The sequence below is a fragment of the Anaerolineales bacterium genome (assembly GCA_022866145.1).
Lineage (GTDB): Bacteria > Chloroflexota > Anaerolineae > Anaerolineales > E44-bin32 > PFL42.
On the sequence record JALHUE010000215.1, the window covers coordinates 1 to 15,126 of the forward strand.

Genomic DNA, 15,126 nt, shown 5'->3' on the forward strand with positions numbered 1-15,126 from the left:
ACAAGCCAGCAATCAGCCCCGGCAATGCCGGGGCTGTCGCTTTGTCAGGCCATACCAGGGAGGGCTATCCCTCCATCCGCTCCTGGCGCCGCCGCTCGCGCCGCGCGGCGCGGTCGTCCCCCGGGGCTGCCGCCGGCCGCTGCGAGGCCAGCCAGGCAGCGCAGTTCGGATCGTGGGCCATCATCACATTGCACGCCCGGATTGTCTGGCGGGTGCTTTCCTCCAGCGGGTTGGTGATGGCGCTGGTCAGGCCAGAGGCGATCGCCATGGCCAGAAACGTCGTGTTCAGCACCGGCCGGCCGGGCAAGCCGAAGGACACATTGGAGGCGCCGCAGACGGTGTTCACTCCGAGTTCGTCGCGCAAGCGGCGCAGCAGGCGGAAGACCGACACCCCTGCGGCGGGAACGGCGCCGACTGGCATCACCAGGGGGTCGATCAGCACATCCGAGCGCGGCAGGCCATAGGCCTCCGCCCGCCGCACGATCTTCTCGGCGACCAGGAAGCGCACATCGGGGTCCTGGGAGATGCCGGTTTCGTCGTTGGCTACGCCGATCACCGCCGCCCCGTATTGCCTGGCCAGCGGCAGGACCACCTCCAGCCGTTCATCTTCACCGGTCACCGAGTTGATCAGCGCCTTCCCGTGGTAGGCCGCCAGGCCTGCCTCCAACGCCGCCAGCACCGAGGAGTCGATGCTCAAGGGCACGTCGACAACCGACTGCACTTGACGGATAGCTTCCGCCAAGATGGCGGGCTCATCCGCCAGGGGGATGCCGGCGTTGACGTCCAGCATCTGAGCCCCGGCAGCCACCTGAGCCACGGCATCCGCCCGCACCCGTTCGAAGTTGCCGGCAGCCATTTCGACGGCAAGCTTCGACCGTCCTGTGGGATTGATGCGCTCGCCGATCATCACAAAGGGATGCTCGGCGCCGATGCGCACTTGCTTCGTGGGTGAGGTGATCACAGTCTCCATGAGCTCACATCCTCCTTGATCAGCGGGCTGAGTTCTGGGCAAACCCGTCCGGCTTCTGGCGCCTGGACCCGGCCCGCGCCGAGGCCGACTCGGTCCCAGACCCGGCTCACTGCGTCTCTGGCTCTCCCTCGGGAAGCATCGGACGATGCCGGCGTCGCGGCAGCAGGCCTGCCTGCTCGATGATCTCCGCCACGAGCTCTTCCTGCCGGTAGGCCATCACATGCACCCCGCTTACGCCCCGGATCTCCCGAACCTGCTGGATGATCTCCACGCACAGCTGCTTGCCCACCTGACGCTGCCGATCCGACGGGACCTGGCTCAGGCGGCGCAGGACAGGGTCCGGAATCACGACCCCCGGGACGTTGCTCCGCATCCACTCCGCCGCCCTGGCCGACCGCAACGGCCCCACTCCGACCAGAATATACGCCCGCTGGTCGAGCCCTAGGTCGCGCACCTGCGCCATGAACTGTTCGAGCCGCGGCACGTCGAAGCAATACTGGGTTTGAATGAATTCGGCGCCGGCTTCGATCTTCTTGGCCAGATGGCGGGCACGGTGCTCCAGCGGCGGGACAAACGGGTTGGCCGCCGCACCCAAGAAGAGTGCCGGCGGGGTCTCCAGCTTGCGTCCGCTCAAGAACTGGCCCTGGTCGCGCAGGATGCTGGCCGTGCGCAGCAGGCCGATCGAATCCAGGTCGAAGACCGGTTTCGCCTGCGGCTGGTCGCCGGTCTGCACACCATCCCCCGTCAGACACAGGACGTTGCGCACGCCCATGGCCGCCGCCCCCAGCAGGTCGCCCTGAATGGCGATGCGGTTTCGATCCCGGCAGGAGACCTGCAGCACCGGCTCATAGCCGGCCCGTGTCAACAGGGCGCACACCCCTACGCTGGACATGTGCACATGCGCCCCGCTGGCGTCGGTGGCGTTGATGGCGTCACAGACTTCGGCCAACACCAAGGCTCGCTCGTACACCGACTGCGCATCGGCGCTGTCCGGCGGATTGAGTTCCGCCGTGACGGCGAAGCGCCCCGAGCGCAAGACGCGTTCCAGCCGCGAGCCACTTCTCAGGGGCGCTGCCATCCGGCCGGCTTCTCCGAGGCGAGCCCTTCGAACTCATGGATCCAGGCAGAACCGCCCTGCAGGCGCTGGTCGAGCGGTGGTAGCACGGTCAGGACCTCCGCCCCGTAGTGCGGCATGTCTTCCGAACGACTCCATGCCTGCACCCAGATGCAGGGGCGCTCGCGCAGAATCTCGCAGCGGCCATCCTGCTGCACGCCTCCGCACGGGCCGTTGCGCATGTTCTTGGGGCAGGTCATGGGACAGGTCATGCCCGTGCTGTGCAGGACGCAGCTGCCGCACATCCGGCAGTCAAACACCACGCCCTTGCCCAGCTCCTCGCCAGCGATCAGTGCCTGCTCTATCCAGCCGCCCCGGCGCAGCCAGCGGCGAAATGGCCGCAGGCCGCCCTCGGTGGCGGCATAGGCTCGCTCCAGCCACACCGGATGATCTTGCAGGAAGGACATCGCCTCGGACTCAGAGCCGGCTGCCGCCGTTGCGCACCAGTTGTCTGAGCTGGTCATCCGTGAAGGCTGCCTCCAGCTCTGCCGCCACAGCCTCGGCCACGGCCTGGGGCGCCCCGTCGCGCTCCACCCACTCCTGGGTGCGCAACTCAGCCAGGTAGGCATCGCTATCGGTCCGACCGCCCTGCACGGCTGCGGCATCGGCGGCCTGCTGAAAACGATCACTCAGGCTTCTCGACACCCGGCCCTTGCCATGCCCGCCCACGCGGACCTGCAAGGGGATGTCCCGCCAGAGCACCACTTGATACGTCGCCATTCTCGCCTCTTTCGTGTCGCCTTGGACTTGGTATCGCCCTTACCTAGGCCGGCCTGCTAGGCAGCCAGTTGATCCCGGAGCACCTCGCCCATTGCCTGCAGGTGAGCCGGCGTGCTGCCACAGCAGGCGCCGATGATGCGGGCCCCGCGCCCGGCAGCTGCCCGGGCGTACTCCGCCATCGACTCGGGGCTGGCGGCATACACGGCATGCCCGCCGACCAGCGTCGGCAATCCGGCGTTGGCCTTGGCGATCACGATCGCTTGCGGCGAAACCGCCCGCATTCTCTCGACTACCTCGAGGATTTCCTCTGGGCCGTTGCCGCAATTCCCGCCAATGGCCGCCGCGCCCAGGGCCAAGAGCTGCTGAACGGCCTTCTCGGGGCTGACGCCCATCATCGTGTGGCCGCGGGTGTCGAAGGTCATCGTCGCCAGGATCGGCACGCTCTCCGATGCCTGCCGCACGCCGCGCACCGCGGTCGCCACCTCTCCCAGGTCCGACATCGTCTCGATCCAGATGACATCGACCCCGCCTTCGAGCAAGGCTTCCGCCTGTTCGGCAAACCCGGCCACGGCCTCGGCCTCGTCCAGCTCGCCCAGCGGCGCCAGCAGCGAGCCGCTCGGGCCGATGTCGCCGGCCACCAGGGCTCGGCCGCCGGCAGCCTCGACGGAGGCCCGGGCATTGCGCGCCCCGGCTTCCACGAACTCCCGGCCGCGGGACTCCAGACCGTGCAGCGACAGCCGCCAGCGGTTGCCGCCGAAGGTATTGGTCAACAGCAGGCGCGATCCGGCCTCCAGGTAGGCCCGGTGCACTGCCTGCACTCGCTCCGGATGCTCAACGTTCCAGCGCTCTGGCGAGTCGCCGAACTGGAGCCCCGCTTCGAACAGCATTGTTCCCATGGCACCATCGGCCAGGATCAATCCCGGCACCGCGATCAGGTCCTGCCATTTCGCCATTGCCCTCTCCGTAGTTTCTAGCCGTTCTTGATGGCACTCAACTTCTTGGCCGTCTCGACCGCCACGGCCGCGTCGCGACAGTAGGCATCGGCCTCGACCTCCTCCGCAAAGGCGGCGTTGAGCGGCGCGCCGCCCACCAGGACGATCAGGTCTTTGCGCATGCTGGCCTCTTTCAAAGCCTTGATCACCACCCCCATGTACGGCATGGTGGTCGTGAGCAGGGCACTCATGCCAAGGATACTCGGGTTGTGTTCACGCACAGCCGCCAGGAATGCCTCGGCATCGTTGTTGATCCCAAGGTTGACCACCTTGAATCCGGCACCTTCCATCATCATCGCCACCAGGTTCTTGCCGATGTCATGGATGTCTCCCTTGACCGTGCCGATGACCATCGTGCCGACCTGGGGCGCCCCGGTTTCGGCCAAGAGTGGCCTCAGAATTTCCATGCCGCGCTTCATCGCTTTGGCCGCCATCAGTACTTCCGGCACGAACAGCACCCCGTCCCGAAAGTCCGCCCCGACGATGTCCATCCCCCCGACCAGCACCTTGGTCAGGAGATCGTATGGGGTCATCTTGCGGCGCAGCAGCTCATGCACCCCGGCCACGACCGGGTCGGCAAGCCCGTCGTACAGGTCATCCTGCATCTTCTCGATCAATTCTTGCGTTTCGATTTGCGCGATGTCTCTTTCGTCTGTCATGCTTGCCTCGATTCCTCTTGCCGGGTTTGCTTTCGTCTCGTCCTCGGGCGCTCGCCGGCGGTGAGGGATGGGTCTGGCAGCTGGCCCAGCAGATGCGGAAATTCATCGCGGGCGTGCGGCAACGCCATGGCGGCCACGAACTCCTCCTGGAAGTCCGACGCCGTGGCCGTCTGCACGTGCTCCACCCATCCCGCCAGGCGGCTGGCTTCCAGCCGCTGCTCTACGTTCAGCAGGGCGATGCGGGCGCCGTCCCCGGCGGCGTTGCCCACCGCGTGCACCCGGTCAAGGTCGCAGTCCGGAATCATGCCCAGCACCATCGCACGCAACGGGTCAATGTAGCTGCCAAAAGCCCCCGCCAGCAGGATCCGGTCCACCTTGTCCACCCGCAGTTCCTTCATCAACAGTCGAGCGCCGGCGTACAGCGCACCTTTCGCCAGCTGGATAGCGCGCACATCGTTCTGGGTGACCACGATCGGACGGCCGCTGGCGGAGTGTTGGGCATCGACCAGCACGTATTCGCGCATCCGACTCCCGGGCTGCAGGCGCACCCGGGCGGAGCGGGCAGCGGCCTGCTCGGAGAAGCGGCCGTCGGCGCCAAGAATCCCCGCCAGGAACATCTCGGCAATGACCTCGATGATCCCGCTGCCGCAGATCCCGGTCGCTCTGGTTGCGCCGGGTAGGCCCGCCGCCGTCTGGGGATCGATCCAGGTCTCTGACCCGATCAGGCGCCAGCGAGGCTCCAGCGTTTGGCGATCGATGCGCACCCGCTCGATGGCCCCAGGCGCCGCCCGCTGGCCATGGGTGATCTGGGCCCCCTCGAACGCCGGCCCGGTCGGGCTCGAGGCGCACGCCATCCGCTGCCGCCCGCCGAGGCTGAGTTCAGCGTTGGTGCCAACGTCGATCAGCAGGGCGATCTCGTCGTGCGCTTGCGGCGCCTCTGCGAGCAGGGCCGCCACATGGTCGGCGCCGACATGTCCGGCGATGCACGGCAGCACATGCAGCCGGGCAGCCGCGTTCAGGTGCAACCCGAACTCGCCCGCCCGCAGGTCCAACGCCTCGGAGACGGCGAGAGTGAACGGCGCTGCCCCCAGCTCCACCGGGTCGATCCCCAGCAGCAGGTGATGCATCACCGGGTTGCCGACAATCACGACATCCAGGACGTCGCTCACTTGCACGCCGGCCTCTGCCGCTGCCTTGGCCGCCAGTTCGTTCAGGGTCCGCAGGATCGCCCGGTGCATGCGTTCCACCCCCTGCGGCTCGGTCATGGCGTAGCTCACGCGACTCATCAGGTCTTCGCCATAGCGGACCTGCGGGTTCATCGCCGACTGGGTGGCCAGCACCGCTCCGGTGCGCAGATCGCACAGGTGTACCACGACCGTGGTCGAGCCGACATCGATGGCCAGGCCGCAGGCGGTCTCCACATAGCCGGGCTGCACCCGCAGCACCACCCGATCGTGCCACAGGCTCACCGTCAGCGCCTGGCGACCTTGACGCAATGCGGGCTGGAGTTCCGGCAGGACCGCAGCTTCGATCTCCACCTCGCCCAGCCCCCATTGCTGCTGCAATGCGTGGCGCAGCCGGCTCCAGTCTGAACGTCCGTCGTCCAATCCCGGCGGGTCGACCTCGACATACACCTGGCGCACGGCTGGCTGGACCTCGATCACCCGCTGGGTGGCCGCCTTGGCGACGATCTGCTTGCGGGCCTGGCTCTCTTCCGGGACACTGATCAACAGATCGCCCTGAATCCGGGCGGCGCAGGCCAGCCGCCGCCCCTCGATTCCCTGTTCGCGGCAGCAGGCTTGCTCTGCAGGCTCGATTGGGGTCAGGTGATCCTCGGCCGAGGTCAGGCCGTGCTTGGGGAAGTTCCCAGACTCGACGATCACCTGGCACTTGCCGCAGGTCTGGCGCCCGGCACAGATGGACTCGAGCTCCACGCCAAGCTGGCGCGCTGCCTCCAGCAGGTGGCTGCCTTTCGTCACCTGCCCGCGCCGCCCCGAGGGCAGCATCACCAGCGTCACCTTTTCCGCCTCAGGCATCCGTGTCCATTCTGCGCCGCCGGCTCACCCAAGCAGGCCGATCACGCCGATCCCCAATGCTACCAGCACCGATCCCAGGATCCGCAGCCGCCCGCCTTGCTCTTTCAGGACCAGCACGCCGTAGGCCGCTCCCAGCACAACGCTGAACTCGCGCACCGCTCCGGCGTAGCTGGCCGGGGTACCCAGCGACATCGACACCAGCACCAGGAGATAGGCGGCCATGGTGGTGAATCCCGCCAGCACGGCCCGCCAGCTGGAGAAACGCATCTCCCGTCGCAGCTCGGACCATTTCACCAGGGCGAAGCTGATCGGCGTCAGCCACAGCAGCGTCACCAGCAGCGCCAGATAGGTGTAGACGAAGGGCGTGACATGCCCGATGCCGACCTTGTCGATGGCGGTGTAGAGCGAGGTGCTCAGGCCTGCAAACAGCGCCCAGCGCGGCCCCGCCATGCGCAGAGCGCGCAGCGGCTCGCGCCAGGCCCCCAGGCGGGGCAGGTTGATCAGATACAGCCCGCCGGCGATCACCAGCACCCCCGCCACGCCGCCCTTCGTCAGCTGCTCGTTGAGCACGGCCGCCGACCAGATCAGCAGGAAGACTACGGCCGAACCGCGCGCCAGGGGATAGACAACCGACAGGTCGCCACCCCGGTAGGCCTTGCCGATGGCGAGGAAGTACGTTGCCTCGAAGATCGAACTCAGCAGGATGTACTTCCAAGCCTCGGCTGGAAACGGCTCCCAGAGCAGGACAAGCAGCGGGGCGAAGAGCACCGCGTCCCACAGCAGCATCCACCAAATGAAGGCGTCGCGGTTGCGCGAGGCCTTGATGGCGACATGCGTCACCAGATGGATACAGGCGGAAACCAGCAGCAGCGCCAGGCCGAGTTGGGTCATCGGTCGCTAGGTCCTGCATCCCCGTTTCAGTTGCCGGCCGCACGGGCCCGACGCCGTTCTTCGCGCGACCGCCCGCCTGACGGCTCTGCCGGGGCGGATTTGTCCCAACCCTTCGGCGGCCGCGAGTCGCCAGCCACCAATCCGGCGAAGGCGGCCCGCACCCGGGCATCGACCTCTGGCGAGAAGACCGCAGGGTTGTCGCGGGTCAGGATGTCCCGGACCCGCCGCATGGCATGCGCCTGCGAGTCGGGAGAGCCCTTCTCGATCCATTGCTGCCGGGCATCTCGGTCGGAGACGCGGGGCAGGTAGGCGGCGGTCTTCATTCGCTCCAGCGTGTGCACCTGATCCATGAACATCCCGCCCGGGCCGACTTCGGTGATCAAATCCAGCGCCAGGTTGTCCTCGCTGTACTCCATGCCGCGTTGGATGCGCTTGAGCATCAGGGCGATCTCATCATCAATCACTGCCTTGGCGAAGTCGAATGCCATCAGGGCATCGAGCAGGCCAGCCACGTTGTACATGTCAACCCCGCCCAGCAGGCCGGCCGTACACGACATTCCCGTCTCGTACCCGGACTGGGCGTCGTTGACCTTAGAGTTGGTCAGGCCGATGTAGGCGCCGGAGGGGACGTTGTAGAAGCGCGCCATCTGGCCGACGGCAATCATGATGATCCCGGTTTCGATCGCACCCGGGGCGTAGGCCCCGGTGCGCATATCGCCGATCGTCGGCAGGCTGGCGTAGATGGTGGCCTTGCCCGGATCGATCATCTGCTCGAGAACGGCGGCCGCCAGGAACTCGGCATTGCCCTGGGTCAGCACTCCCATCAGCGTCAACGGCGCCGTCAGCCCGCCGTTGGGGACGATGGTTGGGTAGCAGGGGAGCTTCTGCTCGGTGTAGAAGATCGAGGCTGCGGTTGAATCGAAGTCCATCGTCAGCGGGGAAACTACCGGACAGTAGTGATGGGTGACGAAGGGATGCGCCCGATAGGCCGCTTCGCTGCCAGCCACCAGGTAGCACAGCTGCAGGATCTTCTCGAAGTCCTCCGGGGGACCGCTGGCCCGCACCGGCTTGACCGTGTTCTTGAGCGAGGTGTACAGACGGGCGATGCTGAACAGCCCTGGGGGAGCGTCATCCGCCAGGGTTGAGATTGAGAACACATCGTAGCCTTCGAGTTCGTTCACCAGGTGGGCAATGCGCGCCAGGTCTGCTGAAGTCGCCCGGCGGTCGGCGCCGGTGACCGCGTCGATCACATTGGGCGCCGAGCTGCCGGTGACAATGATCGGGCTATCGTCGGGCATGGTTCGGTCGAAGCGTGGGTCCCGCCCATAGAAGGTGAACCGCGGGGGCATCTGCCTGCGGAACTCCTCGACCACGGCCCGGGGGAAGCGGACGATCTGGCTCTCGCCATCAACTGGGCAGCCGTGGCGGGCGAAGATCTCCCGCGCCCGCTGGTTGCGCACCAGCATGCCGACTTTCTCTAGGATTTCGAGAGAGGCATCGTGGACACGCTCGACCTGCTCCGGTGTGAGTAGGGTGGCATAGTGGGTGATCATCTGTCCTCGCTTCCTTGGGTGGTAGGTAGCCTCAGCCCTCTCGCGGGGCGGTCTCGGTGATGAAGCGAAACCGATCGCCGCGGTATAGGTCTCGGCCGGCCTCGACGGCCCGGCCCTCCGGGTCATACGAAATGCGCCGCTCCAACATGAGCGGCGCTCCAACAACAATCTGCAGCAGCCCGGCCTCGATCGAAGTGGCCAGCACCGGCTCCAAGCTCTGCCAGGCGCGCTCGATGACCACACCGTACTCGGTGGCCAGGATCTCAAACACGGATCGGGATTGCAAGTCGTGACGATCGAGATCGGGGAATCGTCGCACCGGCAACGTGTAGCGCTCCAACAGGGCTGGCACCTGGTTCACCGTGCGCAGCCGGGTGATGACGAACACCATGCTTGAGGCCGGGATCGAGAGGTCTTTGGCCATGCCGGCCTCGACCGGTCGCTGCTCGAGCGCCAGCAGGCGCGCCCCGGGTCTCAGACCCTGGCGTTGCATGCCGCGGGTGAACGAGAACAGCCGTCCGGCATTGCGATCGAACTTGGGCAGGGCGACGGTGGTGCCGCGGCCCTGGCGCCGCTCCAGCAGTCCCTGCAACTCGAGCACCCGCAGCGCCTGGCGGACGGTCATGCGGTTTACGCCGAGCATCTCGCTCAAGGAGCGCTCCGGCGGCAGCCGGTCGCCCGGCGCCAGTTCGCCGGATTCGATGCGGCCCAGCAGACTTTCGGCGATTTGAATGTACAGGGGGGCCGAGGTCAGCCGGCGGCTGACGGGGTCGGCCGGCGGGGCGTCAGGCGGGGCACTGGCTGGCGCAGGCATGATGGGCGGAGTCAGCCTCTTGGCTTAATGGTATATACCAATTTAGCACTCCCAGCCGCAGGCGTCAATCCACAATTCCGGGCCCGACCCGAGCCACCCGGCTCGCTCCACCCCCCTCGCCCGACCCAGCAGCAGTTCCCCCTTGGAGAGTCTGCCCATCGACCCGCGTCTGCACCCAATGGACCGATTCCGGGCCCTTCCGGCCGAGAACAGGTCGGCCCCAGCGAACGTCGCCGCTGGGGCCGGGGGGGGTTGCCGATTGCTTAAGGACTAGCCTGCGGCCATCACCCAGGCGGCGTGGGGCGGGAACGAGATCGTCAAGGGCTCGCCGATCTTCGGCAGCGCTAGTCGCCGCTCGTTCAACGTATCCAGGGTCACGATTGCATCCCCGAGCTCCAATCCCATGCGCACGATCGCTCCCAGGAACGCCAGCGAGATCAGCTTGCCGGTCAGTTGGTTCTCGCCTTCATGCACGCCCATGCGAAGCTGCTCCGGCCGCAGCATCGCCACCACGGTCTCCCCCGGCGGCAGCTCGCCGCTGACCTTGAAGCGTTGGCCGTGGTAGTCCAGCTCGCCCGTCGGAGCGTCGACCACGCGGCTGCGCAGTTGGTTCAGGGTTCCGACAAAGCCAGCCACGAACGTGCTCGTCGGGTAGTTGTAGATCTCCCACGGCTTCCCGATCTGCTCCATGCGCCCGGCGCTCATCACGACCACGCGATCCGAGAGGGCGAGCGCCTCTTCCTGGTCGTGGGTGACATAGATCGTGGTGATCCCCAGTTCCTGTTGGATGCGCCGGATCTCATAGCGCAGCTCAACCCGGATCTTGGCGTCCAGCGCCGAGAGCGGCTCGTCCAAGAGCAGCACCTGCGGTTTGACGGCCAAGGCCCGCGCCAAGGCCACCCGCTGCTGCTGACCACCGGAAAGCTGATGCGGGTAGCGATTCTCCAACTCGGGCATCCGGATCAGGCCAAGCATCTCCTTGACGCGCCCGGCGATCTCGTCCTTCGGCCTCTTGGCGACCTTCAGCCCGAAGGCGACATTGTGGCCAACGGTCATGTTCGGGAACAGGGCGTATGCCTGGAAGACCATCCCTACGTTGCGGCGATTCGGCGGCTTGTTGGTGATGTCCACGCCGTTCAGTTCGATCTTTCCGCTCGAGGGGATTTCGAAGCCCGCTACCATCCGAAGCGTGGTGGTCTTCCCGCAGCCGCTGGGGCCCAGAAACGAAACCAGTTCCCCTCTTTCCACCTCGAGGTTGAAGTCCTCAACGGCCGCAGCCTGGGCATAACGCTTGCTTGCATGCTGAATCGATAAGAAGGCCATCACCATTCCATCCTCTAGTGCCCTGCAGCAACCGGTGCCTGCCCGCGCCCACCCCGGCTCATGACCTGGATGATGCCCATCGACGCCCAGGTGAGCCCAAAGCTGATGACGGCCAGAGCCGCCGGCTCATACGCCTTCTGTTGCATCAGGTAAGCCATATACGGAGCAAAGGCCGGCTTGACCAGATACTGGGCGAGGATCAGCTCGCCCATCACGATCGCGAAGCTCAAGAACGTGCCGCTCAGGATCGCCACCCGGATATTGGGCAGGATGATGCGGAACAGGATCACGCCCCAGCCGCCCCCCAGGCTCTGGGCGGCCTCGGTCAGCGTGCGCACATCAATCGCGCGTAGCCCCGTGTCCACCGCACTATACATGTACGGCATGCACAGAATCGTGTAAGCCGCGATCAGCAAGAACGGGCTGTTGACGATGAGAAGGGGCGGCCTGCTGTAGGTGCGCACCAAAGCGAAGACATACACAATGGCGGGGATTACGAACGGAAGCAGGGTGATGAACTCAACGGGGGCGCGGAATTTTGGCAGCTTCAGCCGTATGACGAAGGCCGTGGGCACGAAGAGCAGAATCCCGACCACGATCGTGAAAATCGCCCAAATCACGGATGCGGTGAAGTTGTAGATGAAAGCCCGGTCGTGCAAGACATTCTGGTAAGCCACAAGACTCAAGGTCCCGCGTTGGGCATGCAGTGAGAACATAAAGGTCGCAAGCAGGGGCAGGAAAAAGTAGAGGATACCCAGGATCATCCAGAACCAGGCCCACGTCCGACCGCTGCGTCTCATCGCAACCACCTCTCGGTCCTTCGTGAGAGCACCGTGCGCGCCACGATGGCAAGCGTCATCACAACCAACATGCCCAATGACATCGCATATCCCAGGCCGGGGTCGGCGAGGATGTCGCCGCGCAATTGCGATCCGATCACGATCGTGGCGAGATTGATCTGACCTCCCGTCAACGCCTGGGCCGTTGCGAAAGCACCAAAGGCGTTTCCGAAAAGCAGGATCATGGCACCCAACATGGCGGGAAACAGGATCGGGAGGGCGATATGCCTCCAGTAGTGAAAGGAGCTGGCTCCCAGATTCTCCGCCGCTTCAAGCCACTCGCGCCGCAGGCCATCAATCGCCGGGGCAATGATCAAGACCATCAGAGGGAATTGGAAATACATGTACACGATGCACAGGCCCGAGAACGTATACAGAGTGAAGCCATGGTGATAGGGGTTAAGCCCGACACTCGCTAGCCATCGCGTCAGCATGCCCGTGGGACTCAGCAAGGCAATGAAGGCGAAGGCCAGCGGAACCCCAGCAAAGTTGGCCGCCACGCCAGAGAAGGTCATCAAGCTCGAGCGCATGAACCTCGGCAATCCCCCTCGAATCGCGGCGAACGCCAGCAGGAAGCCAAACACACCGCCGCCTACCGCGGTGATGACGCTGATCTTGATGCTTAGCCAGTAGGCGTTCAGAAGGTAGGGGTTTTGCAGGAGCTGCGCGATGTACTTGAACGTGAACTGCTGCGTATCCGAATCCCGGAAGCTCCGCACAATGAGAACCGAGCCTGGGTAGAGCAGGAACAGGAAGGTGAACAGGAAAAATGGGGTCACCCCCAGCCAGGCCCATGAGAAACCGCGGGAGGCGGGGCGCGCCTCGGGCGCGCCCCGCTCCACTACGTTGCCTTGAGTAGTCGTCTCGATCATCTCACGGAGCCGGCGTCGGGATCTCAACGCCAACGGTCGTCATCCAGCCATTGGTGATGAGCTCTTTTGCCGCCGCAAGCTGATCCGGGCTGGGGGAAACCGCCGCGGCGAACTCGGCGGATGACGGCAGTTTCGCCGCCATGTCCGCGGGGATTGCCCCGCGGGCTTCCAGGTCCGCCTGCTGCACCCCGTGCGCGAAGCCCTTCATCCAGGCCAACTGGCCTTCATCGGAATGGAGGATTTCCATCCACACTTTGGCGCAGTTGGGATGCGGCGCATACGCACTGATTCCCTGGACATACATGCTGGCGATCGTCGGGGAGGGGTAGACGACATCAGCATTGGGGTTCCCGGCCCATTCAGCGACGTAACCCTGACCCAGGTAGTCCCAGGTGAACACGATCGGGGTTGCACCCTGGGCAATGGTGCCTGGCTTGGCGATCACCGGGACGAAGTTGCCTGCATCGTTCATAGCCTTGAAGTAGTCAAGGCCGGGCTGAGCGTCGTCCAAGGAACCGCCGTTGGCCAGTGTAGCCGCGAAGACGGTCTGGATGGCCTGATTCGAGCTGCGTGGATCTCCACTCAGCGCAACCTGGCCGCTGTATTCCGGCTTGAGCAGGTCCTCCCAGTTGGCTGGCACGTTCTTGACAGCGTCGGTATTGGTCAGCATGGCCATGACGCCGTAGTAGCCACCCGTCCAATTGCCGTCCGGATCCTTGGCGGGAAGGCCCAGGAGGGTATCGGGGATCTTGTCCCAAGTCGAGACCTTATAGGGCTGGAGGATGCCCTTATCGATGCCCTCCTTGCCATAGGCATAGCCGACATCCACGATGTCAGGAGCCTGCGGGCCCTTGTTGTCCTTGTTGGCTTCGATGGCCGCAAACTCATCCGCCGAACCCGCGTTGGGGTCGAGCGAATTGATCTTGACGCCGGTCGTCGCCTGGAAGTCAGCGAAGATCTCGCCATAGTTGGCCCAGTCGGGCGGCGTGGCGATGATCGTGACCATGCCTTCCTTCTTGCAGGCGTCGACGAGTTCCTGCGGCACACTCTTGACCACCGTACCCGTGTATCCCTCGGCGACGTCGGGGGCGGCCGGGGCCTTGGCACCGCAAGCACCAAGAACGAGGCTGACAAGCAGCATCGCGGCGAACAGTTTCTTGACAGTCATGAGCTTCTTCTCCTCCGTCTAGAGAATATCGACAAGATACCTTTGGGGTGTCCTGTCGTCGTGTCTCCCACCCTCCACGGCGGCTCGCTGTGCCTGCTGGGAGCATGGGGCCAGATCGTCGAGTGGCTCGGATTCTCTGTTTATCGCTGGATCGTGGGCTCGGCTGACCTCCTGCCGCCGCGTCTGTGGGCCGACCGCCCGGACACGGCGCACCGGTGTTTCGACTACTTGTAGCACGCTCCGCGGAAGTGTCAAAGCCTCTTGACACCCCGCTGACCGGAGATTCGGCGCTTGACTGCAGCTCCCTGGGCGGCTTCCGCCGCCCAGGGAAGCATCGCCACGGCCCCAGGTCTTATTCGACCGGAATCTCCTTGTACACCTTGCCGACGTCGATGCCCTGGCGCTTGCGGTACGACGAGAAGCCGAAGAAGATCGCGGCCGCCAGGACGTACATGCCGATCATGAACAGCATCGAGGTGCTGTTCTGCCAGCCGATGCCGTACAGATAGCCCGGATCCCAGAACCACTCGATCAGCAGCCAGTCGAGGAAGGCGAAGAAGATCAGCCCGGCTACGGTCACCACCGGGAACTTCTCGCCCGCCAGCAGCTTGCGGATCACGTACAGAGCAACCCAGATCAGCAAGACGACATTGGCCACGCTCAGCACGGCCACAATCACGATCATCAGCTGGGTCAGCGCCGTCTGGTCAGCCCACTGGGCGAATACGGCCAAGGCGTGTTGGTACATTCGGTAGATCAGGTACCCTGCCCCGACCACATAGGCCAGGGTCGCCAGCCAGCTCAACCAGCCCTGCACCTTGTAGCGGGCGATCGGCGATCCGTCGAAGATGCTCTTCTGGCGCCAGGGCAGCAGGATTCCGGCGATCGCCGTGCCGAAGAACGTGATGGCGATCACCAGCGTGGCGTCCAGCACGATCGACTGCATGCCCACCCAGTTGAAGGCATACATAATCGAGATGATTATCGACGGGACCACCATCAGCAGCAGGGCGTAGATCGGGGTCCGCGTGCGCGGCTCGATCTTCGACACCCATTCCGGCAGCATCCGGTCCAGGGCGGCGGCGAAGATCACCCGCGTCGACGACAGGAAGACCGTCCCCGACCAGCCGAACCACCAGAAGCTCACCGCCAGAACGATGAGGAACTGCAGCGTC

16 protein-coding genes are annotated in these 15,126 nt (G+C 65.1%); 1 reads left to right on the plus strand and 15 read right to left on the minus strand.

Translation table 11 applies throughout. From position 1 onward, the window contains the following. Positions 1–64: 64 nt before the first annotated feature. From MUO23_06775 to MUO23_06840, 14 genes are all read right to left on the minus strand, one after another. On the minus strand, positions 65–970 hold the full coding sequence (locus tag MUO23_06775) for a dihydropteroate synthase (protein MCJ7512659.1): 906 nt from the start codon (positions 968–970) through the stop codon (positions 65–67). A gap of 106 nt (positions 971–1,076) precedes the next feature. Continuing rightward, positions 1,077–2,048 (minus strand): methylenetetrahydrofolate reductase, encoded by a 972-nt coding sequence (locus MUO23_06780; GenBank protein MCJ7512660.1) that lies wholly within the window; start codon positions 2,046–2,048, stop codon positions 1,077–1,079. Continuing rightward, positions 2,033–2,491 carry a methylenetetrahydrofolate reductase C-terminal domain-containing protein gene (locus tag MUO23_06785; GenBank protein ID MCJ7512661.1) on the minus strand — a complete coding sequence of 153 codons (459 nt, stop codon included), beginning with the start codon at positions 2,489–2,491 and terminating at the stop codon, positions 2,033–2,035. Before MUO23_06785 ends, MUO23_06780 begins: the two co-directional genes overlap by 16 nt. A 10-nt stretch (positions 2,492–2,501) precedes the next feature. Further along, entirely contained in the window at positions 2,502–2,804 is a 303-nt protein-coding gene (locus MUO23_06790; GenBank protein ID MCJ7512662.1) for a virulence factor, read from the minus strand. Between the two features lie 56 nt (positions 2,805–2,860). Further along, the gene (locus MUO23_06795; protein ID MCJ7512663.1) at positions 2,861–3,757 is read right to left on the minus strand and encodes a homocysteine S-methyltransferase family protein; all 897 of its coding nucleotides are present in this window, start codon (positions 3,755–3,757) and stop codon (positions 2,861–2,863) included. A 17-nt stretch (positions 3,758–3,774) separates the two neighbouring features. Further along, a complete protein-coding gene (locus MUO23_06800; protein MCJ7512664.1) occupies positions 3,775–4,455 on the minus strand; it encodes a corrinoid protein in 681 nt (226 codons plus the stop codon). Next, complete coding sequence (locus MUO23_06805; GenBank protein ID MCJ7512665.1) at positions 4,452–6,491, minus strand: ASKHA domain-containing protein; 2,040 nt, start codon at positions 6,489–6,491, stop codon at positions 4,452–4,454. Before MUO23_06805 ends, MUO23_06800 begins: the two co-directional genes overlap by 4 nt. 24 nt (positions 6,492–6,515) lie before the next feature. Further along, the gene (locus MUO23_06810) at positions 6,516–7,382 is read right to left on the minus strand and encodes a DMT family transporter (GenBank protein ID MCJ7512666.1); all 867 of its coding nucleotides are present in this window, start codon (positions 7,380–7,382) and stop codon (positions 6,516–6,518) included. Positions 7,383–7,408: 26 nt separating this feature from the next. Then, positions 7,409–8,935, minus strand: coding sequence for a trimethylamine methyltransferase family protein (locus tag MUO23_06815; GenBank protein ID MCJ7512667.1), 1,527 nt, complete (start codon positions 8,933–8,935; stop codon positions 7,409–7,411). A 31-nt stretch (positions 8,936–8,966) separates the two neighbouring features. Beyond that, positions 8,967–9,749, minus strand: a complete 783-nt coding sequence (locus MUO23_06820; GenBank protein MCJ7512668.1) for a GntR family transcriptional regulator — start codon at positions 9,747–9,749, stop codon at positions 8,967–8,969. 270 nt (positions 9,750–10,019) lie between these two features. Further along, positions 10,020–11,072: an ABC transporter ATP-binding protein gene (locus tag MUO23_06825; GenBank protein MCJ7512669.1), complete on the minus strand. Its 1,053-nt coding sequence runs from the start codon at positions 11,070–11,072 to the stop codon at positions 10,020–10,022. Positions 11,073–11,086: 14 nt separating this feature from the next. Then, positions 11,087–11,872 (minus strand): ABC transporter permease, encoded by a 786-nt coding sequence (locus tag MUO23_06830; GenBank protein ID MCJ7512670.1) that lies wholly within the window; start codon positions 11,870–11,872, stop codon positions 11,087–11,089. Further along, positions 11,869–12,783 (minus strand): ABC transporter permease subunit, encoded by a 915-nt coding sequence (locus tag MUO23_06835; GenBank protein MCJ7512671.1) that lies wholly within the window; start codon positions 12,781–12,783, stop codon positions 11,869–11,871. The genes MUO23_06830 and MUO23_06835 overlap by 4 nt, the downstream gene beginning before the upstream one ends. A 1-nt stretch (position 12,784) precedes the next feature. After that, on the minus strand, positions 12,785–13,951 hold the full coding sequence (locus MUO23_06840) for an ABC transporter substrate-binding protein (GenBank protein ID MCJ7512672.1): 1,167 nt from the start codon (positions 13,949–13,951) through the stop codon (positions 12,785–12,787). A gap of 60 nt (positions 13,952–14,011) precedes the next feature. On the opposite strand from MUO23_06840, the gene MUO23_06845 reads away from it, so the two are divergent. Continuing rightward, positions 14,012–14,185, plus strand: a complete 174-nt coding sequence (locus MUO23_06845) for a hypothetical protein (GenBank protein MCJ7512673.1) — start codon at positions 14,012–14,014, stop codon at positions 14,183–14,185. A 118-nt stretch (positions 14,186–14,303) separates the two neighbouring features. Here the strand turns inward: MUO23_06845 and MUO23_06850 are convergent. Continuing rightward, positions 14,304–15,126: hypothetical protein (locus MUO23_06850; GenBank protein MCJ7512674.1), on the minus strand; the 823-nt coding region annotated here is incomplete at its 5' end.

Coding starts and splice junctions, on each gene's coding strand:
- MUO23_06775 (MCJ7512659.1), bottom strand. CDS start 970: ATGGAGACTGTGATCACCTCACCCACGAAGCAAGTGCGCATCGGCGCC.
- MUO23_06780 (MCJ7512660.1), bottom strand. CDS start 2,048: ATGGCAGCGCCCCTGAGAAGTGGCTCGCGGCTGGAACGCGTCTTGCGC.
- MUO23_06785 (MCJ7512661.1), bottom strand. CDS start 2,491: ATGTCCTTCCTGCAAGATCATCCGGTGTGGCTGGAGCGAGCCTATGCC.
- MUO23_06790 (MCJ7512662.1), bottom strand. CDS start 2,804: ATGGCGACGTATCAAGTGGTGCTCTGGCGGGACATCCCCTTGCAGGTC.
- MUO23_06795 (MCJ7512663.1), bottom strand. CDS start 3,757: ATGGCGAAATGGCAGGACCTGATCGCGGTGCCGGGATTGATCCTGGCC.
- MUO23_06800 (MCJ7512664.1), bottom strand. CDS start 4,455: ATGACAGACGAAAGAGACATCGCGCAAATCGAAACGCAAGAATTGATC.
- MUO23_06805 (MCJ7512665.1), bottom strand. CDS start 6,491: ATGCCTGAGGCGGAAAAGGTGACGCTGGTGATGCTGCCCTCGGGGCGG.
- MUO23_06810 (MCJ7512666.1), bottom strand. CDS start 7,382: ATGACCCAACTCGGCCTGGCGCTGCTGCTGGTTTCCGCCTGTATCCAT.
- MUO23_06815 (MCJ7512667.1), bottom strand. CDS start 8,935: ATGATCACCCACTATGCCACCCTACTCACACCGGAGCAGGTCGAGCGT.
- MUO23_06820 (MCJ7512668.1), bottom strand. CDS start 9,749: ATGCCTGCGCCAGCCAGTGCCCCGCCTGACGCCCCGCCGGCCGACCCC.
- MUO23_06825 (MCJ7512669.1), bottom strand. CDS start 11,072: ATGGCCTTCTTATCGATTCAGCATGCAAGCAAGCGTTATGCCCAGGCT.
- MUO23_06830 (MCJ7512670.1), bottom strand. CDS start 11,872: ATGAGACGCAGCGGTCGGACGTGGGCCTGGTTCTGGATGATCCTGGGT.
- MUO23_06835 (MCJ7512671.1), bottom strand. CDS start 12,783: ATGATCGAGACGACTACTCAAGGCAACGTAGTGGAGCGGGGCGCGCCC.
- MUO23_06840 (MCJ7512672.1), bottom strand. CDS start 13,951: ATGACTGTCAAGAAACTGTTCGCCGCGATGCTGCTTGTCAGCCTCGTT.